17 protein-coding genes are annotated in these 22495 nt (G+C 59.0%); 7 read left to right on the top strand and 10 right to left on the bottom strand.

The window, feature by feature from the left end:
• Positions 1-87 precede the first annotated feature (87 nt).
• From AC1ROR_RS10050 to purD, 3 genes are all read right to left on the bottom strand, one after another.
• Entirely contained in the window at positions 88-1911 is a 1824-nt protein-coding gene (locus AC1ROR_RS10050) for a methyl-accepting chemotaxis protein (protein ID WP_498589323.1), read from the bottom strand.
• Between the two features lie 329 nt (positions 1912-2240).
• Positions 2241-2750 carry a plant virulence effector HPE1-like domain-containing protein gene (locus tag AC1ROR_RS10045; RefSeq protein WP_498589322.1) on the bottom strand — a complete coding sequence of 170 codons (510 nt, stop codon included), beginning with the start codon at positions 2748-2750 and terminating at the stop codon, positions 2241-2243.
• A gap of 157 nt (positions 2751-2907) precedes the next feature.
• A complete protein-coding gene (gene purD, locus AC1ROR_RS10040) occupies positions 2908-4179 on the bottom strand; it encodes a phosphoribosylamine--glycine ligase (protein WP_498589321.1) in 1272 nt (423 codons plus the stop codon).
• 213 nt (positions 4180-4392) lie between these two features.
• Between purD and AC1ROR_RS10035 the strand changes: the two genes are divergently transcribed.
• The 4 genes from AC1ROR_RS10035 (at position 4393) to ubiA (ending at position 10397) form a co-directional block, all read left to right on the top strand.
• Complete coding sequence (locus AC1ROR_RS10035) at positions 4393-6717, top strand: Tex family protein (protein ID WP_498589320.1); 2325 nt, start codon at positions 4393-4395, stop codon at positions 6715-6717.
• 168 nt (positions 6718-6885) lie between these two features.
• Entirely contained in the window at positions 6886-8142 is a 1257-nt protein-coding gene (locus tag AC1ROR_RS10030; protein WP_080833556.1) for a cyclopropane fatty acid synthase, read from the top strand.
• Positions 8143-8423: 281 nt separating this feature from the next.
• Complete coding sequence (locus AC1ROR_RS10025; RefSeq protein ID WP_498589319.1) at positions 8424-9224, top strand: MipA/OmpV family protein; 801 nt, start codon at positions 8424-8426, stop codon at positions 9222-9224.
• A 219-nt stretch (positions 9225-9443) separates the two neighbouring features.
• Positions 9444-10397, top strand: a complete 954-nt coding sequence (ubiA, locus tag AC1ROR_RS10020; RefSeq protein ID WP_498589318.1) for a 4-hydroxybenzoate octaprenyltransferase — start codon at positions 9444-9446, stop codon at positions 10395-10397.
• Between the two features lie 78 nt (positions 10398-10475).
• On the opposite strand, the gene AC1ROR_RS10015 is transcribed toward ubiA, so the two are convergent.
• Complete coding sequence (locus AC1ROR_RS10015) at positions 10476-11042, bottom strand: DUF6101 family protein (RefSeq protein ID WP_035218780.1); 567 nt, start codon at positions 11040-11042, stop codon at positions 10476-10478.
• 366 nt (positions 11043-11408) lie between these two features.
• Here AC1ROR_RS10015 and AC1ROR_RS10010 point away from each other — a divergent pair, with 366 nt between their 5' ends.
• Positions 11409-13847, top strand: a complete 2439-nt coding sequence (locus AC1ROR_RS10010) for a DUF1217 domain-containing protein (RefSeq protein WP_498589317.1) — start codon at positions 11409-11411, stop codon at positions 13845-13847.
• Positions 13848-14074: 227 nt separating this feature from the next.
• Here AC1ROR_RS10010 and AC1ROR_RS10005 read toward each other — a convergent pair whose 3' ends face one another.
• Positions 14075-15025, bottom strand: coding sequence for a LysR substrate-binding domain-containing protein (locus AC1ROR_RS10005; RefSeq protein WP_035218774.1), 951 nt, complete (start codon positions 15023-15025; stop codon positions 14075-14077).
• A gap of 205 nt (positions 15026-15230) precedes the next feature.
• Here AC1ROR_RS10005 and AC1ROR_RS10000 point away from each other — a divergent pair, with 205 nt between their 5' ends.
• Complete coding sequence (locus tag AC1ROR_RS10000; RefSeq protein WP_498589316.1) at positions 15231-15524, top strand: YjiS-like domain-containing protein; 294 nt, start codon at positions 15231-15233, stop codon at positions 15522-15524.
• A gap of 265 nt (positions 15525-15789) precedes the next feature.
• On the opposite strand, the gene AC1ROR_RS09995 is transcribed toward AC1ROR_RS10000, so the two are convergent.
• Positions 15790-16371, bottom strand: coding sequence for a transglutaminase-like cysteine peptidase (locus AC1ROR_RS09995; protein WP_051795899.1), 582 nt, complete (start codon positions 16369-16371; stop codon positions 15790-15792).
• A gap of 750 nt (positions 16372-17121) precedes the next feature.
• On the opposite strand from AC1ROR_RS09995, the gene AC1ROR_RS09990 reads away from it, so the two are divergent.
• The gene (locus AC1ROR_RS09990) at positions 17122-17697 is read left to right on the top strand and encodes a hypothetical protein (protein WP_498589315.1); all 576 of its coding nucleotides are present in this window, start codon (positions 17122-17124) and stop codon (positions 17695-17697) included.
• A gap of 304 nt (positions 17698-18001) precedes the next feature.
• On the opposite strand, the gene AC1ROR_RS09985 is transcribed toward AC1ROR_RS09990, so the two are convergent.
• The 4 genes from AC1ROR_RS09985 to AC1ROR_RS09970 form a co-directional block, all read right to left on the bottom strand.
• On the bottom strand, positions 18002-19375 hold the full coding sequence (locus AC1ROR_RS09985) for a glutamate--cysteine ligase (RefSeq protein WP_035218769.1): 1374 nt from the start codon (positions 19373-19375) through the stop codon (positions 18002-18004).
• A gap of 173 nt (positions 19376-19548) precedes the next feature.
• Positions 19549-20286 (bottom strand): 16S rRNA (uracil(1498)-N(3))-methyltransferase, encoded by a 738-nt coding sequence (locus AC1ROR_RS09980; RefSeq protein WP_498589314.1) that lies wholly within the window; start codon positions 20284-20286, stop codon positions 19549-19551.
• A gap of 20 nt (positions 20287-20306) precedes the next feature.
• Positions 20307-21815, bottom strand: coding sequence for an inorganic phosphate transporter (locus tag AC1ROR_RS09975; protein WP_498589313.1), 1509 nt, complete (start codon positions 21813-21815; stop codon positions 20307-20309).
• Positions 21816-21976: 161 nt separating this feature from the next.
• Positions 21977-22417, bottom strand: coding sequence for an NUDIX hydrolase (locus AC1ROR_RS09970; protein ID WP_035218764.1), 441 nt, complete (start codon positions 22415-22417; stop codon positions 21977-21979).
• Positions 22418-22495: the final 78 nt, after the last annotated feature.

Genomic DNA, 22495 nt, shown 5'->3' with positions numbered 1-22495 from the left:
GAATATGTAGGGAACGTTTTGGAGAGCACATAAAAATGCCGGGTCCGTGCCCGGCATTTTGTTTCAATCGCATGAGACCGTTCGTGGTCACCCCGCCATGCGCATCTGCTCCGCCATGCCGTGAAGCTGGTGGCCGGAGGAGACGCGGAAGCCGCGGATGAGGTTCAGCAGCTCTTCGGTGTCGACGGCGAGCGCTTCCGCCGAAGCTGTGGTTTCTTCCGCCATCGCCGCATTGTGCTGGGTGGCGACATCGAGCTGGTTGAGCGACGAGGAGATCGAGCGCAATGTCGTATCCTGTTCGGCCGCCGAATGGGCGATCTTGCTGACGATTTCGTTTGCCGATTTGATCTGATCCGAAATCCGTTTCAGTGCATCGCCGGCCTCACCGACAAGCCGCACGCCGTTTTCCACCTGGGCGGAAGAGCGGGCGATCTGGTCCTTGATCTCCTTGGCGGCGGCGGCGGATTTCTGTGCCAGTTCGCGCACTTCCTGCGCCACAACGGCAAAGCCCTTGCCGGCCTCACCGGCGCGCGCCGCTTCCACACCGGCATTCAGCGCCAGAAGGTTGGTCTGGAAAGCGATGTCGTCGATCACGCCGATGATGTTGGAAATCTGGTCGGAAGACTGTTCGATACCGCTCATCGCGGTGATCGCTTCTTCCACCACCCGGTCGCTGCGCATGGCTTCGGAGCTGACGGTGGTGACGCGCTTGGCGGCATCGGCTGCACCCTCTGCTGTCTGGCGCACCGCAACGGTCAATTCATCCAGAGCGGCCGAAGTTTCCTCGAGGTTTGCAGCCTGCCGTTCGGTGCGCTGCGAAAGCTCGTTGGAGGCCTTGCGGATTTCTTCCTTGGAGCCGCCAATATCGATGCTCTTGGAATTCACCTTGGCCATGGCGGCGTCGAGATGGGTCAGGGCCTCGTTGAAATTGTCGCGCAGCGCCGCATAACGATTGCCGAGATCGCCGCAGCGCACGGTCAGATCGCCGCCGGCGAGCTTCTCCAGCGCCTCGCCGATGGTGGTGACGACACGCGCCTGCAAGGCGGCCTCGTCGCGTTGCATGTCGAGATTGTTCTGCCGCTCGGTGTCGAGCTGGTTCTGCTGTTCTTCCTGCCGGCGCTGCATGGCGTGGCGCTCGCGCACCTTGTCCTGGAGCGAGGCAGTGGCCTTCGCCATCATGCCCACTTCGTTCGTCAGGCCAGTATGGGGAATGGCGAGCGAGACGTTTTCATTGGCCACTTCGCCGAGCGCACGGTGAATATCACCAAGCGGCTTCGAAATGCCACGGATGACGTAAAAGGCGGCGGTCAGTGCGAGCACGAAGATGGCTGCACCGATGGACAGCGCCTTCATCACCTCGCCGCGCACCTGCGCGTTGAGATCGTCGATATAAACGCCGGTCACGACCACCACCTGCCATGGTTCGAAGGCAAGCGCGTAGGAGCTTTTGGCGTAGTCATTGCCTTCCATGCCGGGCTTCGGACCATAAAAATCCGTCTGGCCGCCGCCATTGCGGCCAAGCCGCACCAGCTCGTCACGATAGGCGAAACCCTTGCTGTCCGGCTTGCCCTTGAAGCTTTCGCCGACGCGCTTGGCATCGGGATGGAACTTCATCGTCACATCGTAATCGTAACCGAACAGATAGCCATCAGGCGTGAACCGCATGGCGCTTACCGTGGCGTAGGCCTGTTTCATGGCCTCGTCCCGCGAAAGCGTTCCAGCCTTTTCCCTGTCGTGGAAGGATTGCAGGATGGAAATGGCCGACTGCACCTGCGTCCGCAACATGCCGTAGCGTTCCTCATAGATCGCGTCGGTGGCGGATTTCAGCTGGTAGAAGGTCGCAACGGAGAAGGCGGCCATCAGGGCCACGACGAGAACGATCAGCTGACGGGAAATGGAAAGGTTCTTCATGGGCGCTCACAAGCGTTTTGCATCGCGCACCTCAAAAAAGCTGCGCGCTGCCGAAGTTTCGGAAATGGGAATCGCGCCTGATGCGCGGTGAACAGCCTGAAAAGCGAGCCTCCGCCCCAGGCATGATGTCGTGCTGCATTGCACTATGAAAATACTTAGCGGCCAAAAATTTGAATAAATATTTAATTAGAAAGAGCTTTATCAGCCCGATTGGCAGAATAAGGGCGGAGAATTCCGATATTCACCGCATGGTTGCTGTGAATTGTGGCGAATGCAGCGATGGCGCGATTATTTGACGTTTGTCATGAAAATACGCTTTGCGTTCTCGGTCAGTTGCCACGCAATTGGAAATCCGGGAATGTCGGCGCAGCCGTAGCCGAAGCGCTTGCGAGTGCTCCCGCATTCTCCGCGGAAATCTCCTTCACCGCCGATGTCGTCGTCGTTGCGTCGATGGCGGGGGGAGTTGACGCTGTTTCGTCGGGCTGCGCCACAGGTTCAGCATCGTCATAAGTCGCGATTGCATTCGGGGTCTCGCCGGGCATCCATGCCGGATTGGTGCTGACGAAAGTAACGGGTGCGCCGCCCAGCCAGGCTTCGGTACGCACCAGCGAGCGTTTGCCATCGATTTCGCGCATTTCCATATGCTGTGTGCCGGGCTCGATGGAGGGAATGGCGTAACCCTGCGTCACGGTTTTGCCCTTCAGGGGCTGGCAACCACCGCAATCCAGGCGCACGAAGCTGCCATTGGTGATATGCGTGCCATTGATATATTCGACGGAAGACGCCATCGCCGACCCGCCGGTCAGCGCCACAATCGCTGTGAGAAGAAGACGACGCATCGAAAAACTCCCGAAATAACGGCGTGGTCTCTTTTTCGAGACACAATGCGCCATTCAATGTTCGGGCAAGTATTATCGATGTTTCGTTTCCATCGGGTCAGCAAACTTGGTAAAAATTGAACGAAATATTCGCTCCCAACCCCGTTTGCTTTAAGGATCAGGCCTTTTCGCGGGCGACGGCCTGCCAGCCGATGTCGCGGCGGCAGAAGCCGTTTTCCCATTCCACCTTGTCCGCCAGCGCATAGGCGCGGGCCTGCGCTTCCGTCACGGTCTTTCCAAGGGCGGTGACGTTCAGCACGCGTCCGCCCGTGGCCACCAGCCCGCCGTCCTTCAGCGCGGTTCCGGCATGGAACACCTTGGCCTCTTCGCTGGCCTCGGGAATATGGGCGATCGGCGTGTTCTTGTCGTAAGCGCCGGGATAACCCTTCGAGGCGAGAACGACGGTCAGCGCCGCATCGTCGCGCCATTCCGCCTTAACCTTGTCCAGCGTGCCGGTGGCGGTGGCGTAGAGGATCGGCAGCAGATCGCTTTTCAGGCGCATCATCAGCACCTGGCATTCGGGATCGCCGAAACGGACATTGTATTCGATGAGTTCCGGGCCCTTGGCGGTGATCATCAATCCCGCAAAAAAGACGCCGGAGAAGGGATTGCCATCCTTGGCCATGCCCGAGATCGTCGGCTCGATGATCTCCTTCATGGTGCGCTCCACCATGGCCGATGTCATCACAGGGGCGGGGGAATAGGCGCCCATGCCGCCGGTATTCGGGCCGGTATCGCCATCGCCGACGCGCTTGTGATCCTGCGCGGTGGCGAGCGCCAGTGCGGTCTTTCCATCTGAAAGGCAGAAGAAGCTCGCTTCCTCGCCATCGAGGAAGGCCTCCACCACCACTTCGGCGCCGGCCGCGCCGAAAGCGCCGTCGAAACAGTCGTCGATGGCGGCAAGCGCTTCGGCTTCCGTCATCGCAACGGTCACGCCCTTGCCGGCGGCAAGCCCGTCTGCCTTGATGACGATGGGCGCGCCCTGTTGACGAACATAGTCCTTGGCCGGTTCGGCGGATTTGAAACGCTGGTAAGCGCCGGTGGGAATATCGTAGCGCGCGCAAAGATCTTTGGTGAAACCCTTGGAACCCTCAAGCTGGGCGGCTGCCTTCGAGGGGCCGAAAGTGGCGATGCCGGCGGCGCGCAGATCATCCGCCAGACCCGCAACCAGCGGCGCTTCCGGGCCGACGACAACGAAGTCGATTGCCTTTTCTTTCGTAAAGGCGATGACGGCCGCGTGGTCTTCCACATCAAGCGCCACCAGCGTCGCATGGTCGGCAATGCCGGGATTGCCGGGGGCGGCATAAAGCTCATCGAGCAGGGGAGACTGGGCGATTTTCCACGCGAGCGCATGTTCGCGTCCGCCGGAACCGATCAACAGAACTTTCATGGTCAATACCCCTGCAAATTCGCCAGTAACCTTGTGTCAGGGGCGTTAAGGGCAGGGGGGCGAAAGGTCAAGGAGAAAGCGCCGCAAATGCCCGTCTTTCCCTTGAACGACGCCTTTCCTGTGGAATCGTTGCCGCCTCTTGTTGTCACGCCACAATCAGACATTATGTTCGCCGCTCCAGACGTGACATCAGAGAACCTCCAAGAGTCCCCTATGACCGCAGACAATGCCCGCCTCGCCTCGCTCATCGCTTCCGAAATCAACGCCCGCGCCGATCAGGTGAAGGCGGCGGTAGCCTTGCTGGATGAGGGCGCGACCGTTCCCTTCATCGCCCGTTACCGCAAGGAAGTGACCGGAGGGCTGGATGACACGCAGCTTCGAACGCTCGCGGAACGCCTCGTTTATCTGCGGGAACTTAATGCGCGCCGCGGCTCCATCGTGGAGTCCATCACCGGCCAGGGCAAGATGACCGATGCGCTGATGTTAAAGATCATGCAGGCGGGCACCAAGGCGGAGCTGGAAGATCTCTATCTGCCCTATAAGCCAAAGCGCCGCACCCGCGCGGAAATCGCCCGCGAACGCGGCCTCGGCCCGCTTGCCGAAGCCATCTGGGAAAACCGCGCCGCCGATCCGGCAAAGCTTGCGGAAGCTTATGTTCAGGGCGAGGTGGCCGATGTGAAGGCGGCACTCGAGGGCGCGCGCGACATCGTGGCGGAAACCATGACCGAAAATGCCGATCTGCTCGGCCGCCTGCGCGATTACATGCGCCAGAACGCCACCTTCCGCGCCAAGGTGGTGGATGGCAAGCAGGCGGCGGGCGAGAAATTCTCCGACTATTTCGATCATTTCGAGCGCTGGGCGACGGTGCCGGGCCACCGGGCGCTGGCCATGCTGCGTGGCTGGAACGAAGAAATTCTGACATTGACCATAGACGTCGATGCGGATGATCCTTCGCCGGTCAAGCCGGCACAGCGCACCATCGCCGCCGCCTTCGATATCCGCAATGCCGGCCCCGCCGATCAATGGCTGATGGAAGTGGCAGGCTGGACCTGGCGGGTGAAGCTTTCCATGTCGCTCTCGCTCGATCTGATGCGCGAATTGCGCGAGCGCGCCGAAGAAGAGGCGATCCATGTTTTCGCCCGCAATCTCAAGGATCTGCTGCTGGCAGCCCCCGCCGGTTCCCGCGCCACCATGGGTCTCGATCCGGGCATCCGCACCGGCGTCAAGGTGGCTATCGTGGATGGCACCGGCAAACTGCTGGACACCACAACGGTTTATCCCTTCCCGCCGAAGAACGACGTGCGCGGCACGCAGGCGGAACTCGCCCTGCTTATCCGCAAACACAATGTCGAGCTGATCGCCATCGGCAATGGCACTGGCAGCCGCGAAACGGAAAAGCTGGTCGCCGATCTTCTGGCGCAGATGCCGGCTTCGGCTTCGGGCGCAAAGCCCACCAAGGTCATCGTCTCGGAGGCGGGCGCTTCGGTCTATTCCGCTTCGGAACGGGCGGCGGCGGAATTCCCCAATCTCGATGTTTCGCTCCGGGGCGCGGTCTCCATCGCCCGCCGCCTTCAGGATCCGCTGGCTGAACTGGTGAAGATCGAGCCGAAATCCATCGGTGTCGGCCAGTACCAGCACGATGTCGATCAGGGCCGCCTCAGCCGTTCGCTCGATGCTGTCGTGGAAGATGCGGTGAACGCCGTCGGCGTCGATCTCAACACCGCCTCTTCGCCGCTTCTGGCCCGGGTGTCCGGCCTTGGCAGCTCGATTGCCGATGCCATCGTCGCCCATCGCGACCAGACCGGCCCCTTCGCCAGCCGCAGGGAACTTCTGAAGGTGCCGCGCCTGGGCCAGCGCACCTTTGAACAATGCGCCGGCTTCCTGCGCATCCCGAACGGCAAGGAGCCGCTGGATGCTTCCTCGGTGCACCCGGAAGCCTATGGCGTGGCGAAAAAGATCGTTGCCGCCTGCGGCCGCGATCTGCGCTCGCTGATGGGCGACAGCGCCGCGTTGAAGGCGCTCGATCCGAAGAAGTTCATCGACGAGCAATTCGGCCTGCCGACGGTAAAAGACATCATCGCCGAACTGGAAAAGCCCGGCCGCGACCCGCGCCCGAGCTTCAAGACCGCGACCTTTGCCGAGGGCGTGGACGAGATCACCGATCTGAAACCGGGCATGCTGCTGGAAGGCACCGTCACCAATGTCGCCGCCTTCGGCGCTTTCGTGGATATTGGCGTGCATCAGGATGGCCTCGTGCATGTCTCGCAGCTGGCGGACCGTTTCGTGAAGGACCCGCATGAGGTCGTGAAGGCGGGCGATGTCGTCAAGGTGCGAGTCGTGGAAGTGGATGTGAAGCGCAAGCGCATTGGCCTCACCATGCGCAAGGATGGCGGCGAGGCAGCGCCGCAGCCGATGCGCGAGAAGGGCAATGCCAGCGCCATGCGGCACGCCACATCCAAACCGAAAGAGCGCAACGAAGGGTCGCAAACCGGTGGTGCGCTTGCCGCCGCTCTGGCTGAAGCCATGAAACGACGCTGACCTCCGGTTGAAATGATTTTTTACCAAAAAGCCCCGCCGCACACCCCGGCGGGGCTTTTTGCTTGATGAAATCGTTCAATTTTTTTGAAATAAGACTATCTTGCAACTTGTGCTGAAAGGAATACGGTCAGCAAAATTGATAAGTGAGACTTAGCAATTGGGGGTGCCATGGCGTCGTCTCTGCATGTTCTTCTCGAAAAGATAATCAAGACCGGTGATCTTGTCGTCAACAGCCCGGGCGGAAGCCGTACATTTGGCGACGGTACGGGAAAAAGGGTGGTTCTGAATTTCACCGACGAGGCCGCCATGCAGGAGATCGCCGCCGATCCTGCACTGAAGCTAGCCGAGATTTATATGGAGGGCCGTATGAAGGTCGCCGAGGGCGACATCTACGACTTTCTCGCGCTCGTCAAAGGCAATACGCTGAGCGAGGCGCTGTCTTTCGGTATGATCTGGCGCGGCATGGCGCGCATCATCGCCGCCCGCATCAAGATGCATCTGCCGGTCAATCACAACAAGAGCAACGTCGCCCATCACTATGATTTGAGTGCCAAGCTGTTCGATCTCTTCCTCGATGAGGACTGGCAATATTCCTGTGCCTATTTCAATCCGCCTGGCATCAGCCTCTATGAAGCGCAGGTCGCCAAGAAACGGCACATCGCCGCCAAGCTGATGACCGAGCCGGGCCAGAGCGTGCTGGAAATCGGCTCCGGCTGGGGTGGCATGGCGATGTATATTGCCGAAAGCGCCGGTGCTGACGTAACCGGCATCACGCTCAGCGAAGAACAGCTGCGTGTCTCGCGCGACCGGGCGGCAAAACGTGGCATTGCCGGCAACGTCCGCTTCGAATTGCAGGATTATCGTTACCTGCCGGCCTCGAAGAAATATGACCGCATCGTCTCCGTTGGCATGTTCGAACATGTGGGGCCGACCCATTATCGCGATTATTTCGACAAGGTGGCGGAGGTGCTGGACGACAGGGGCGTGATGGTGCTGCATTCCATCGGTCAGCCCTATCCGGCGCTGGCGACCAATCCCTTCATCGAAAAATATATTTTCCCCGGCGGTTATATACCCTCGCTTGCCGAGGTTCTGCCGGCCATCGAAAAATCGCGGCTGCTGGTGAAGGATATCGAAATCCTGCCCATGCATTACGCCCATACGCTTCGCCACTGGCGGGAGCGTTTCGTGGCGCGCAAGGCCGAAGCGGTGGCGCTTTATGACGAGCGTTTCTTCCGCATGTGGGAGTTCTATCTGGCGGGGTCGGAAATGGCCTTTACCCACGAAAACTTCCATATTTTCCAGATCCAGCTCGCCAAGGACCGGGATTCCGTGCCGCATAGTCGCGACTACATCGCGCAGAACGAGGCGAAATTGCTGGAATTCGAGAAGACGCGCGCGCCGCTGGAGAAGGTGACGTTCTGACGAGGGCGTGGGTAACGGGCAACCGAATTGTGGAGATTGTTGACAAACATCTCCGCAATCTCGGCGTCATCCTCGGGCTTGTCCCGAGGATCTATCCACGTTGCTTAAAGTCCGTCGGTTGCAGATGCTCGGGACAGGCCCGAGCATGACGGCGGTGAGGTTTGAGGCCTTGTCGCCACTCCGGAGGAGGCGCGTTTCTTCCCGCGCTGGTTAATGGAATGGAAAGACAATCCCTCTAATTCTACGGGCACCTGTCTGTATTGCGTTTCTGGGGTTCTTTCATGTTCAAGCCATCAGCGGCAGCCGCCGCCTGTGTCCTGTCGCTTTTTACCGTCGGCAATGCCCATGCCGAAGGCTGGTTTTCCGGTGACTGGTATCTGAAGCTCGGCGGCGCGGGTTTCACCGCGCCGAAGTACCAGGGCGACAACAAGAATGAATTCGGCTTTTCACCCATCATCTCTCTCGGACGTCAGGGGCAGGGCGCGCGTTTCACCTCCCGCAACGACAGCGCCTCTATCTCGCTTCTGGATAATGGTCCGATCAGCATGGGTCTCGCCGGCAAGCTCGTATCCCCACGAGATGAGGGTGACTCGTCCGACCTGAAGGGCATGACCCGCATCAAGCGCGGCGGCGAGCTTGGCGGTTTCGCCGAGGCCTATCCGACCGACTGGCTGCGCGTACGCGGTGAAGTTCGTCAGGGCATCCGCAGCCATAGCGGCGTGGTCGGCGATGTTGCCGTCGATGCCTTCACCGATATCGCCCCCGGCATCCAGATTTCCGCCGGTCCGCGCGCCACATGGGTGAGCAGCAAATATAATGAGCGTTATTACGGTGTAAGTGCTGCGCAGACGGCTGCCGGCGCACCCTCTCCCTATAGCCCCGGTGGCGGCCTGCATTCCGCCGGTATCGGTGCGGCCATTACCTGGAAAGTCACCGAAAACGCCGAGGTTGGTTCCTTCGCCGAATATCGCCGTCTCACCGGTGATGCCGCCGACAGCTCGCTGGTGCGCGAGCGTGGTTCGAAGAACCAGTTCATCATCGGTGTTCAGGCAAGCTACAAATTCAATTTCTCGCTGCCCTGAGATAGATGAACTCGCTGTTTGGAGATTGAAAACCCGCAGCAAAATGCTGCGGGTTTTTTCTATCCAAATATTCGGCGTCATCCTCGGGTCAAGCCCGAGGATGACAGTGGAGAGGTAGGGTGCTTTGCCGGTCGCCCGATGACAAATCGCCAAAAACCGCGCATCTTTGCGCTTTGAAAGCCGTTCCGATTTTCCCGCCGATGCTGTAGAACCATGCCTATGGTTCACCACAGCGATTTGTCAGACCGCGTTTCGGACGCGCCATCCAACAACTGGGTCTATCGGATTTTGCCGAGGCCCCTTTGGCCCTATGCGCAGCTGGCGCGGTGGGATCGTCCCATCGGCTGGCAATTGCTGATGTGGCCATGCTTCTGGTCCGCAGCCCTTGCGGCCAATGCCGCTGTGCAAAGCGGCGGCTTTTCCTGGGTCACGCTCATCTGGCACCTGGCGCTGTTTTTCATCGGATCGGTGGCGATGCGCGGCGCAGGCTGCACCTATAATGATCTCGCTGACCATAAGATCGACATGGCCGTGGCGCGTACCCGCTCCCGGCCGCTGCCGTCCGGCCGCGTGACCCGGTTGCAGGCCAAGGTCTTCATCGTGCTGCAGGCGCTTGCCGGTCTGGTTGTGCTTCTGCAGTTCAACGGTTTCGCGATTGCGACAGGCATATTCTCGCTGATCTTCGTGGCGATTTATCCTTTCGCCAAGCGCTTCACCAACTGGCCGCAATTTTTCCTCGGCCTCGCCTTTTCCTGGGGCGCGCTGATGGGCTGGGCCGGGCAGTTCGGTTCGATCGCCTGGCCGGCTGTCCTGCTTTATGTCGGCTCCATCGCCTGGACGATCGGTTATGACACAATCTACGCCCATCAGGATAAGGAAGACGACACGGCGGTAGGCATCGGCTCGACCGCCCTGCTGTTTGGCGAGAACACACATCGCTGGCTGGTTTTTCTTTATGGCACAGCCCTTGTCATGATCGCCCTGTCCTTCTGGGGGGCGGGTGTTAACGTGATCGCCTATAGCGGCCTTGCTGCTGCCGCGATCATGCTGTTCCGGCAGGTATGGGTGCTCAATATCGATGACGTGGCGCAATGCCTCGTGCTGTTCAAATCCAACAATCGTGTCGGCGTGCTGATTTTCGCAGGCCTCGTTCTGCCGCTTCTGTTCGTGTAAGGCCAGGTAAACGCAGGATACAAGAAAGCCCGGCCGCGTGGTGCGCGCCGGGCTTTTATTTGTTTTTGTTGAATATTATCAGCTGCGGGCGATGATTTCCTTGCCCTCGATCTTCATGCTCATGCCGAGAGAACCGGTGGAGCGGCGAACGAGGAAGCGCGGGCGGCGATCCGCGAAATAGGAATGGCGGCGGCGCGGACGGGTATTCTGGGTGCGCACCTTGCCGAGATGTTCTTCCAGCGGACGGGCGACGCCATCGGCTTCCACCATCAGCATGGGAATGCGGTAGGCTTCGGACCAGCTGCGCCAGTCGGCGGCGATATCGCAGAGATCATGGGCGACCAGAAGCGGAACGCACAGATCCGGATCGTCATGGTGCAGTTCCAGCGTCACCGTTACCTGTCCGTCACCATGGTCGATGGCGCGGGCGGCAACGCCCTTGAAGGCGCGGGCGGGCAAAGCGAAGGACAAAGGCAGGCCGGAAGAGGAAAGAACCTTTCTCAGAACGGCGCCCCGTTCATCGAGCGTGACGGCAACGTCGGTTGCGCCATTGCCTCTGCCATAGGTGACCTGTTGCGGAAAACGTGCCGGGTCGAGTCTGAGTGTGGCGACGGCCCAGTCGGGCTTCAGAACGGTCTTGGTCATGTTTATTCTACCCTTGTTTTACCTGAGAGCCGGTTTCCGGTCTTCTCATCGGGACTTTTCGTCCTCTGATGTCAGGGAGAATATCCGCCGTATCTTCGAGACAGCTTAAAAATCGCGGTTAAGAAAACTTTGCATTCCCAAATGGTTAGCAAAACCCACTGTGGCATGGTTTCGCTTAGGTAAAGCAGATTGGGACAATGCGATTTTTATCGCAGCCGAAATTGTGCTCTTTCAAGCTCCGGGCAAGGCGCTTCATGCATAGTCACGCCAAGGCTTGCCGTGCCTCCGTATGGAGGTGCGACGCATGGATTTAAACCGGAGCTTTCGGCGTCCCAGGGGATGCGCGGTGCTCCAGGGGGCATTCGGATGGTATCGACTTATCTCAGCTACGACCTCATCAACCGCGATATGAAGGCAAGCATTTCGCGCGTGTCGCAGCAGGGGCTCATCGAGCGGCAGACGAAATATTACAAGGAGAACATCGGCGATGTGAAAAGCGTCGACGAGTTCCTCGATAACTACCAGCTCTATTCCTACGCCATGGATGCTTTCGGTCTCGGCGAGATGACCTATGCCAAGGCATTCATGAAAAAGGTGCTGGAAAGCGACCTGAACGACCAGAACAGCTTCGCCAACAAGCTGACCGATGAGCGGTACCGGGAGTTCGCCGCAGCCTTCAACTTCACGGCATCGACAAAGGCCGTCCAGACGGAAGCCCAGCTCGACAAGATGATCGGGCTCTACGGCACGTCCATATCAGACCTGGACAACAGCCTTTCGGAAGAAACACGTTATTACAAGGCGATCATCGGCACGGTTACCAATGTGGACCAGCTGCTCCGCAACGACAGGACCCGCGCCTACATCTTCGAGGTCTTCGACATTGATGAGAAGACCTATTCCTACGCCCATATCAGGGGTTTGATGACGAGCGACGTCTCCGATCCCGATAGCTACATCAACCAGCAATACGGCGCTGCCTATAATGATGCCGTCGAAAAGCTGGCGATGAAGGGCAATATCGAGATGCACGCCCAGGTCACCACCCGGATTACCGCAATCGACACCGCGCTCGCCGGAACCGGTTTGAGTGATGAAGAGCGCACGAAACTCGAGGCGGAAAAGGTGACGCGGCAGGATCAGCTGACGCAGCTCGAAGCCGTGCTGCCGCCAAAAAGCGAGTGGGATGCAAAGCTTGCCGCCATCAAGGCGGAGCAGACGACGCTGACGAATACCGTCACGCGATACAATAACATGTCGTACATTGCCGCCGCCTTCGAATTCAAGAACGATGGTACCGTCGCAGCCGGTGGGGCGCAGAAGGCCGACAATATCAAGATCATGACGGACGCCTATATCAGCAGCGCGCCGCGCGTGACGCCGACCGTCGCCACCCTGAACAGGGACTATTTCGAATCCAAGATCGGCTCGATCAAGACCGTAACTGAACTGACGTCCGATACGCGGCTTCTCAATTACCTCAAGGTCGCCTTCGACCTGAATGATGTGACGGTTGTAAAGGCGACGATCGAGAACATCCTGAAAAGCGATCTGAACGATCCGAACAATTACATCGCTACCTTCGGCAAGAACGACAAGCGTTATCTCGCCATGCGAAATGCGTTCAATTTTCAGGCGGATGGAACGCTTGCCGCCGGCACGACACCCCAGACAACGACACAGACGGCAGCCACCACCAGCGGCTATATGATCCACTACAACGACAAGGATGATGCCGCCGACGAAAAGGCGATTCAGCTGTTCAAGAGCGACATCAAAAGTGTCACCTCCGTGAAGGATTTCCTCGAGAGCAGCGCCGTCTATAATTATGCGCTGAAGGCGGTTGGCCTCGATCCGGCCAAGGTGAACGCCGCGGATATTCGCAAGGTCCTCACCAGCGACCTTCAGGACAAGAAAAGCTACGTCTATACGCTGAAAGACGAGCGATACGTCAAGCTGGCGGAGCTGTTCAACTTCTCGTCCGACGGCGCCGTGGGCTCTCCGGTTCTTGCGCAGTCGGAAATCGAGATGCAGACCATGTCGGCCGACTACATCAAGAAAAAATCGGCTTTCGGCACGGAAAAGGACAAGGAAGCGGCCAAGAAGGAAGCGGAATACTTCACGGACGAGATGCAGAAGATCAAGACGCTCAAGGAGTTCCTGGCCAATGATCGCCTGACGAAATTCGCGATGGAATCACTCGGTATCGATCCCGAGAGCGTGACGAAAGAACAGCTGGAAAAGATTTTCAGTTCCAAACTCGACGACAGCGGAAGCTACCTCAACAAGGAGATGGACCCGGTCTTCCGCCGCCTCGTCACCGCGTTCAACTTTGATACGGACGGCAATATCCTGCGCGAGGACCGGAGTTTGATCCAGACGCGGCGCGGTCTTTACGAGACGCTCGACAACTATCTGACGCAGACACTGGAGACGCAGGCAGGCGAAGAAAATGCCGGCGTGCGACTGGCGCTTTATTTCCAGCGCATGGCGGCGGGAACGACATCCTATTATTCAATTCTCGCCGACACCGCGATCCAGAGTTTCATCAACACCACCTTCAGCATTCCCAGTGAACTCGGAAATGCCGAAGTCGATACCCAAGTGTCGATGATGAAGAAATACTTCAACATCGAGGATTTCCAGGATCCGGAAAAGGTCAAGAAGCTGATTGCCCGTTTCACCATCATGTATGACAGCGCCCAGAACACGACCGATCCGATCATGATGCTGTTCAATGGCAGCGGCTCGGTCGGTATCAGCGGCGATACGCTGCTGGCAGTGGCGACTTTGCGGGCGCGATAGGCGGAAGCGCGCGCACAGGCGACAAGAAGAGCGGGTTTGAGCGGCTCAGGCTGATGGTAAATCTTGCCGCATGCACGACGTCATCCTCGGGCCTGTCCCGAGGGATCCAGTCACCTGTCATAAACAGATAGGTTGCAGATGCTCGGGACGAGCCCGAGCCTGACGGAGGAGAGGTTTTCCGGCCTCGTCATTTTCCCGCCGGTCGTGACTTGTCTACGGTCATCCGCTTACCAGCCCGGCAGCATGTGCCCGGCGCGCAGGCGCGGCATCTTCGGGTAGGTCTTCACATCATTGTCCAGCTCGTCGGTGACGCTCATTGGCGAAATATTGTCGAGGCAGGCGGTGATGTGGTCGGTGATGGCGTTCACCAGCGAAGGGGAGAGGCCCGGCCGTTTCATCAGGCCGATCTGTACCGGCGGCAAGGGCGGGAAGCCATCTGCAGCCGTCAGAACCTTCATGCCGGTGCGCAGCGCCGATTCCGGCAGCACCGAGACCGCCATGCCCGCCAGCACGGCGGCGGCGACCACGGTGGAAGACCAGCTTGTGAAGAGAACCTGATAATCCCGCCCGTCCGCATCGAGCGCCGAGCAGGCAAGCTGACGCCAGTGACAATCGCGTCGCCCGACGGCCAGCGGCACGGGTGCGTCGTCCTTCAGGGGGTGGTTGGCGGAGGCGACCCAGCAGAGCGGCTCGGTGCGCACGACATCCGAGGACCGGGCGCGGGGATTATGGGTGACAAGCGCAATATCCAGCTCGCCGCGTGCCATTTTCTCGGCAAGGCTCACCGAAGGTTCGCAAACGATATAAAGTTCGACATTCGGATGGGTCTTGGCGAAGCGCCCGATGATTTCGGGCATGTAGCGGTCGGCATAGTCATCGGGCGTGCCGATGCGCAACGTACCTTCAAGCCTGTTGTCGTCGAAGGCCGCGATTGCCTCGTTGTTGAGGCGGATGATGCGCCGGGCGTAGTTCATCAGTTTTTCGCCTTCCGCCGTCAGGCGGTTGCCGCGCCCGTCCTTGGCGAAAAGCTGTTTGCCGATGCGCTCTTCAAGCCGTCGCATCTGCATGGATACGGCGGATTGCGTCTTGAAAACGCGGTCTGCGGCCTTGGTGAAGCTGCCCGTATCGACGATCGCGATGAAGGTATGCAGCTGGTCTATGTCGAGAGGTGCGGACATGGATGGTCATCCATCAGAATGATTGATGTCTCACATTAGAAACATTCGTTGGACTGATCAATAGTCTTGCGACATTTTGGCATCCAACAAATCAATCTCAAACCCCGGGGCGGACATAGCGTCAGGCCCCTAACCCAAGGCAGCTTCTAGCGCGTGGTGCGCCGGGGGCGGTGCCGCATCGTGCCGTTACGGAAGGATAAGTGTCATGCGCACGGCAGAACGTAGAATGGAACTGGAACTTGCAACGGGCAGCCAGGGCGACACCCTGCGCCGCATCATCATTACCGTTGCTTCCACCGTGAAAACGTTTGTCCAGCGCATCTACAACCGTATCGTGGCCAATAATCTCATGGAACTCGATGACCGCCTGCTCGCCGATGTCGGGCTCGCACGATCGGATGTGATGAACGCGCTCGATACCGGTTTGCTCGAGGATCCGACCACCCATCTGACCCGCGCTGCGCGGCTGCGTGCCGTCAGGCGCTTCGAAACGCTCTAGGCTTTGCCTGCGCAATTCCGGACGCAAAACCGCCAGGATGTTTTGCCGGAATGTTTCTGAGCTGAAAGGTTTTCCCCGCAGGGTGATTTGCCAATAGCCCTGCCTTTGCCCGGTGTACGGCCCCTCGGCCGCACCGGGCTTTTTTATGGCCCCTTATTGCCTGCGCTTCCAAAACTGCCGCCGGTTTCGGACGGGATATGCATGGAAACAGGAATCGCCAAATGAGTCCGACTGAACGCGGCCTGCCTTGGATGACCGCCGAGGCTTACATTTCCCGGAACTGTCCGGCGCGAGGACCGGCCAGGACGACTTCCCAGGCGGATTTGTTGGTGTATTTCTGACGCGCAAGAAAAGTATAGCCGGTGCGGTCCCAAGGCTTGATCGAACCGCTCAGATTGTCGAGTACATACTCCCCGTCCGACAGGCGAACCAGCAGCACGGCATGATTGTTGCCGCTGCGATCCAGCACAACGGAAATGGACATTTTGTTGGAGGGGAAACCGGCGTCCAGCAATGCCTTGGTTTTCGCGATGGCATAGTCCTCGCAGTCGCCGCGACCGTCCTTCGGCAATGCCCAGTAATTGCTGCGGCCGTAAACAACGGTGTCTTCCACCGGTCTGATGGCGCTGTTGACCTTGCGATTGACCTCAGAAAGCAGGCCACGCGTCTGGTCGTCACCCATTTTCACGCCGGCTTTGGAGGAACACAGCCAGCTGTAGCGCTGACAGGCGGAGGAAAAACCCACCGGCGCGTTGATGGAGCGGGTGGCCGAGAGCTCGCTGGCGGAAACTTGCGCGCCAAGCGTCATCGCGCCCAGCAGAGCGAATGCAAGAACATAAATCCTCATGATTATATCAGTTCCCTCAAGGTAACCTGGTGATCTGGGGAACTGGCCTTCATGCCGCCCGATCTCACGCATGAATAAAGTTAAACATTAACGGAAGATCATCCCGATTTCCCGTCACGCCCGAACTAAAAAACACATCCAAAACGCGTCAAAGTGCACCTCATTGCATGATTAGCCCAAAATTTCAAAAAAAAATTAACATAGCCTTTTGGGATGTGCGCCAAATCGGGACAGCACATGGCGCAGCAAAATATTTCAGGGCAGTTGGAGACGGGCTAGGGCGATCTGAATAACGATAGGTGTTCAGTGCGTGATTTTTCATTTCAATAGTACATTTGGTGAATTTTATGTCTTATGTAGCTTATAATAATTAATTACAAAGTATTAAAGCAAATTTATCGCAATATACGAGCGCATTGAGAATGTAGTTGTATTAATATATATTTGTCAATCCAGTTATAACTGCCGATAAGGGAGGAAAACCCATGCGCAGTAAGGTGACAACTGTGTTCTCTTGTATTGCAATCTTGCTGTCCAGTACGACACTGGGAACCGCGCAGACGCGTTTGCAGCGATGCGAATTCGTAAGGCCCGGTACTTTGGAGGCTGCACTTTGCAGAGCGACAGCCTCCATTCCCGGCGTTAACGAAAACGATCACGGTGACAACAATTTTGCAGGAACGAGCAATCCGAGCAGCGGACCCAGCAATCCTGGCGGTAGCAGCGGACCGAGTAATCCCGGCGGCGGCGGTGGCAGTGACCCCGGCGGTGGCGGCGGTGACCACGGTGGCGGCGGTGACCACGGTGGCGGCGGTGACCACGGTGGCGGTGGTGACCATGGCGGCGGCGGTCATCACGGTGGTGGCGGCGACCATGGCGGTGGCGGTCACCACGGCGGTGGCGGCGACCATGGCGGCGGAGGTGACCACGGTGGCGGCGGTGACCATGGCAGCGGAGGTGACCACGGCGGTGGCGGCGACCATGGCGGTGGTGGTGACCACGGCGGCGGCGGTGACCATGGCGGTGGCGGCGACCACGGTGGTGGCGGCGGCCATGGCGGCGGCGGTGACCATGGCGGTGGCGGCGACCATGGCGGTGGCGGCGACCACGGCGGTGGTGGTGACCACGGCGGCGGAGGTGACCATGGCCGTGGCGGCGATCATGACGGCGGTGGCGACCATGGCCGTGGAGGCGACCATGACGGCGGTGGCGACCATGGCCGCGGTGGCGATCACGATGGCGGCGGCGATCACGGCCGCGGCGGTGACCATGGTGGCCATAACAATCACGAAGGTGGTAACGACAATTAACCGAGCCGATTGCTGAGGCCCTGTCAAAAACTGGCGATCGGAAGGTCGCCAGTTTCGATGTTTTTGCGGCTGGTAGTTTCCCTCAAAGGTGCAGGGAACGAAATTCAATCAACCGTGTGATCGTAAATTGCATTCAAACCATCGACCGAGGGAGGACACCCCCTCGATCCCGAGGTGCAAACGCAGACATCTCATTGAATTTAGCCTGCAGCCTCAAGGGCTTGCGGCGTGTTCAGCCGAGATGACAAGCACGGGATCGAGGTCGCGGCGACGTGTCATATCGCAGCGTTTGCAAGCCGATCGGCATGATTGGCTCGTGCCTAGTACTGATATTCCTCGAAGACCGGCAGGACCGATCCGCCCCAGCGGCCGTTATAGAGCGCGAGCAGATCGTCGGCGAGCGTGGTCTTCTTGGCCAGCACCTCGTCCAGCGAGGACAGGAACACGGTCTCGTCCTGGCCGTCGCCGTTGAGCCGCTTGCGGTTTTTGAGACCGGTGCGGGAAATATCGAGCACCTCGCGGGCGATGCCGAGCAGCGGCTTGCCGGCAATCTCAGCTGAAAGCCCCTTGGCCGGTACGGCGTTGCGAAGCGCGATCACCTCATCGAAACTCCAGCCGGACGTCAGCGCATCGGCGGCGTCAAGCGCTTCCCGGTCATAAAGAAGACCGACCCAGAAGGCGGGCAGGGCGCAGATGCGCCGCCACGGGCCGCCATCCGCACCGCGCATTTCGAGGAAGCGCTTCAGGCGCACATCCGGGAACAGTGTGGAGAGATGGTTCGTCCAGTCTCCCATGGTCGGCTGCCAATCGGCGATTTCGCCCTTCAATGCCCCGTTCATGAACTGACGGAAGGTGACATGGGTGCAATCGTGATATTTGCCGTCGCGCACGATGAAATACATCGGCACGTCCAGCGCCCATTCCACATAATCCTTGAAACCGAAATCCTGGTCGAAGGTGAAAGGCAGCACACCGGAGCGGCGGTTGTCGGTGTCGCGCCAGATATCGCCACGCCAGGAAAGAAGGCCGTTCGGCTTGCCCTCGGTGAAAGGTGAAGAGGCAAACAGCGCGGTTGCCAGTGACTGCAGCTTCATGGAAACGCGCATCTTCTGGCGCATATCCGCTTCCGAGGAGAAATCGAGGTTCACCTGAATGGTGCAGGTGCGGTACATCATGTCGAGACCCTTGGTCCCGACTTTCGGCATATAACGTGTCATGATCGCATAGCGCGATTTCGGCATCTGCGGCGTTTCGTCGTAACTCCAGAGCGGGCTGCCGCCGATGCCGAGAAAACGGATGCCCATCGGCTCCGCCACTTCGCGCAGGGTCGCCAGATGCTGGTTGGATTCCTTGCAGGTCTGGTGCAGGTTTTCGAGCGGCGCGCCTGATAGCTCGAACTGGCCGCCGGGTTCGATGGAGATGGCCCCCATGCCGTGCTGTTCGCCAAGCCCGATGATGTTGTCGCCGTCCATGATCGGCTCCCAGCCGAGCTTTTCCTGCATTCCTTTCAGAAGGGCTGAAATGCTGGCCTCGCCGAAATAGGGAACCGGCTTGTTGCCTTCGCGGAAAAAGGCGAATTTTTCGTGTTCCGTGCCGATACGGAAATCGGCTTCAGCTTTGTTACCGCCCGCCAGATAATCTGTAAGCTCCGTGACGGAGGAGAGGGGGGTCTGGTCGGTCGTGTCGCGTGCCATGGCTTACCTTGTTATGACGTCTCTGTTGCGGCGAGGCATATGATTGGCAGATAGAGCCGGATCGCATCCGGAGGCAAATGAATTTCTTTTAAAGATGCATGAAGCGCAATATCCCAAAGCAGGCCGCGCGAAACTGTGCGGCGTTTTTGCGATGACGACATGCGCCAGAGAGGTCAGTTCCAGTCGCCGATCGCCGCCTGAATGACAGCCAGTGCCGCAACAGCGGCCGTATCGGCCCTGAGGATGCGTGGCCCGAGCGGAATAGGGGTCACGAAGGCAAGGCTTCGCAAAAGCTCCCTTTCCTCCTCGGAAAAGCCGCCTTCCGGGCCAACCAGCAGCGCAAGCCTGTGTTCCGTTATGGATTGCAGGACAGGCAGCGGATTTTGCCCCGCATCGCCTTCGTCGCAATAGATGATGCGCCGGTCGCGGGGCCAGGTTTCCAGCATGTCTCTCAGCTTCACCGGCTCGGCCACCTCAGGCAGGGACAGAATGCCGCATTGCTCGGCGGCCTCGATGGCGTTGGCGCGCAGCTTTTCGGTATTATGGATCTTGCCCTGAACATGCTGCGTCATGACAGGCTGCAAAAGACCGGCGCCCATCTCGACTGCTTTCTGCACCAGATAATCCATGCGCCCGACTTTCAGCGGCGCAAACAGATAGTGAAGATCCGGTGCCGGTGGCTGTGGGCGCGTCTGCTCCAGGGGGATGAGCGCGATCTTCTTGCGGCTCGGAAAGGAGAGTCTGGCTTTCCATTCGCCATCGCGCCCGTTGAACAGCAGGATTTCCGTGCCATCTGTCATACGCAGCACATTGGCCAGATAGTTGAACTGTTCGGTGGTCGCTTCCTGCGCCACCCCCGCATCAAGCGGGGTTTCGACGAACAGGCGTTGCATCCGGAAATTTGCGCGCATGGGACTTTTCGGTTTCAGCGTCAGAGAAAAAGGAAGGACATAAGCCAATAGAGCAACGCCGCAAGCGTTGCGCTGGAGGGAACGGTGACCAGCCAGGCGGCGATGATCGTCATGAAATGGGAGCGACGGACAAGATAACGGCGGCGCACCTCGGCGGGATTATCCGCATATCTGTTGGTCCGGCGGATTGCACCTGTTCCGGCCTGAACGAGTTCCTGCCGCCGCCGTGATGACTGCGTGTACCATTCACGGAAGAAGCCGACGCCGAACACCGCGCCGATTGCCGTGTGCGTGGTGCTGACCGGCAGGCCGAAGCGTGAGGCGACAAGAACGGTGAGCGCCGTGGCCACGGAAACACAGAAGGCGCGCATCGGGTTGAGCTTGGTGATCTGCTCACCCACGAGGCGGATGAGGCGCGGGCCATAAAGCAGAATACCGCAGGAAAGCCCGAATGCACCGACCAGCATGACCCAAAGCGGCGCACGGGCGGAGGTCTGCACCGCCTCGTCATGCAATGCCCGCACGATGGCCACCACCGGGCCGATCGCGTTCGACACGTCATTGGCCCCATGGGCGAAGGACATCAATCCGGCGGCGAGAACCAGAGGCCACTGGAACAATATGCGAAGCGACTGGTTGCGGTTCTCCAGCCCGACGGATTGTTTGCGGATGATCGGCACGCAGAGTCGCCAGGCGACAAGGCCAGTCACAAGCCCGATGCCGCTCGCATGGCCAAGCGAGAGATGGACGATCTGCCTCAGCCCGACCCAGATGAGATAGGCGGTGAAAACCCCGGCCATCAAGCCGATGAGGACAGGCACCCACAGTCGCGCGGCGTCGATCTTGTCATCGCGGTAGATGATGAATTCCTTGATGAAAGCAAGGATGACGATGGCGATGGCGGCGCTGATGAAGGGCGCCAGAACCCATGCAAAAGCGATGCTGCCAAGCGATAACCAGTCGACTGCCCCGATGCCATAGGCGGCCATGCCCGCCCCGGCGACGCCGCCGACCACCGTGTGGGTCGTGGAAATCGGCGCTTTCGTCCATGTCGAGATATTGACGAGAAGGCCGGCGGCGAGAAGCGCCGACAACATCGCCCAGGAAAACACGGTCCTGTCCGGAATGGTATTTATGTTGATGATGCCGCTGGAAATGGTCTCGACGACGTTGCCGCCGGTAATCAGCGCGCCCGCGATCTCGCAGATGGCGGCAATGATGAGGGCAGCCGCAAGCGGCAAGGCCTTGGCGCCGACCGCCGGGCCGACATTGTTCGTCACGTCATTCGCGCCGATATTGATCGCCATATAGGCGCCGATGGCAACGGCCGCGATGATGATGACCGAGCCCGCAGTGCCGGTCACGAAGACGCCGGCGAATATGGCCGCGAGAACCACGAACATGAAACCCGCGCCAAGGCCGGCAAGCTGCTGCGTGACGTGCATCGTCGCCTCCTCGACACGGGTGATCTTTTCGAGATCCTTGTCGAGCGTCGGCTTCATGTTCGGTGGTGGTGGCTTTATTGCCATTCAGACCTCGTTTGCCAGCATTCCTTTTCGTCCGGCAGTGTCGCGGGCTGAAGGCAATTTACAGAAAGACTGTTACATCTCGCACATCTTTCCAAAATGAAAGACGGTAAAAGCCATGTTGGAAAAACAAACTGCACATTGCCACTATTCGGGCGGGCAGGCTATTTCGAAAGCGCCATTCGCTTGTCGAAAGTGAGCATCAGGGCTTTCAGTTCCGGCTCGTTGACCCGTTTGGCCGCCTCGCGGGGCGTGACCCATTCCAGCCGTCTGGAGTCCTTTTCGGGAAAGCTGTCCTGCAGTTCCGATACTTCGAGCAGATGCACCTGAACCCTGCACAGCACGTTGATGCCGCTGTTCAGCTTTTTCTCATATTCATAAAAACCGAAAGGGGCCTTCTCCACCGTACCTTTGACGCCGGCTTCCTCATAGGCTTCCTGTTCTGCCACCGCATGGGCCTTCTTGCCACCCATCGGCCAGCCTTTCGGAATGACCCATCGTCCCGTATCCCGGCTGGTCAGCAGCAGAACTTCAGGTTCCTGATGCTTTTCGGCCAATCGATAGCACAGCGCCGCATATTGCTGTCGCGGCGGTCTGCGCAACATCAAGCCCACATCTGTCGCCAATCGATTCAAAATCTTCAATCCGGATAGGTCCTTCTTTGCCTGCTAATGATAATTGCT

The organism is Agrobacterium sp. GW821-FHT14E08 (assembly GCF_058803865.1).
The sequence above is the reverse complement of the archived record's forward strand: the minus strand, read 5'-3'. Positions and strand labels throughout refer to the sequence as shown.

What these genes read in the sequence shown, in the direction of transcription:
- AC1ROR_RS10010 (WP_498589317.1), top strand. Translation starts at nt 11,409, where the DNA reads ATGGTATCGACTTATCTCAGCTACGACCTCATCAACCGCGATATGAAG.
- AC1ROR_RS09995 (WP_051795899.1), bottom strand. Translation starts at nt 16,371, where the DNA reads ATGAGGATTTATGTTCTTGCATTCGCTCTGCTGGGCGCGATGACGCTT.
- AC1ROR_RS10015 (WP_035218780.1), bottom strand. Translation starts at nt 11,042, where the DNA reads ATGACCAAGACCGTTCTGAAGCCCGACTGGGCCGTCGCCACACTCAGA.
- AC1ROR_RS10045 (WP_498589322.1), bottom strand. Translation starts at nt 2,750, where the DNA reads ATGCGTCGTCTTCTTCTCACAGCGATTGTGGCGCTGACCGGCGGGTCG.
- AC1ROR_RS10025 (WP_498589319.1), top strand. Translation starts at nt 8,424, where the DNA reads ATGTTCAAGCCATCAGCGGCAGCCGCCGCCTGTGTCCTGTCGCTTTTT.
- AC1ROR_RS10030 (WP_080833556.1), top strand. Translation starts at nt 6,886, where the DNA reads ATGGCGTCGTCTCTGCATGTTCTTCTCGAAAAGATAATCAAGACCGGT.
- AC1ROR_RS10000 (WP_498589316.1), top strand. Translation starts at nt 15,231, where the DNA reads ATGCGCACGGCAGAACGTAGAATGGAACTGGAACTTGCAACGGGCAGC.
- AC1ROR_RS09975 (WP_498589313.1), bottom strand. Translation starts at nt 21,815, where the DNA reads ATGGCAATAAAGCCACCACCACCGAACATGAAGCCGACGCTCGACAAG.
- AC1ROR_RS10005 (WP_035218774.1), bottom strand. Translation starts at nt 15,025, where the DNA reads ATGTCCGCACCTCTCGACATAGACCAGCTGCATACCTTCATCGCGATC.
- AC1ROR_RS10050 (WP_498589323.1), bottom strand. Translation starts at nt 1,911, where the DNA reads ATGAAGAACCTTTCCATTTCCCGTCAGCTGATCGTTCTCGTCGTGGCC.
- AC1ROR_RS09970 (WP_035218764.1), bottom strand. Translation starts at nt 22,417, where the DNA reads ATGTTGCGCAGACCGCCGCGACAGCAATATGCGGCGCTGTGCTATCGA.
- AC1ROR_RS09980 (WP_498589314.1), bottom strand. Translation starts at nt 20,286, where the DNA reads ATGCGCGCAAATTTCCGGATGCAACGCCTGTTCGTCGAAACCCCGCTT.
- AC1ROR_RS09985 (WP_035218769.1), bottom strand. Translation starts at nt 19,375, where the DNA reads ATGGCACGCGACACGACCGACCAGACCCCCCTCTCCTCCGTCACGGAG.
- purD (WP_498589321.1), bottom strand. Translation starts at nt 4,179, where the DNA reads ATGAAAGTTCTGTTGATCGGTTCCGGCGGACGCGAACATGCGCTCGCG.
- AC1ROR_RS10035 (WP_498589320.1), top strand. Translation starts at nt 4,393, where the DNA reads ATGACCGCAGACAATGCCCGCCTCGCCTCGCTCATCGCTTCCGAAATC.
- ubiA (WP_498589318.1), top strand. Translation starts at nt 9,444, where the DNA reads ATGGTTCACCACAGCGATTTGTCAGACCGCGTTTCGGACGCGCCATCC.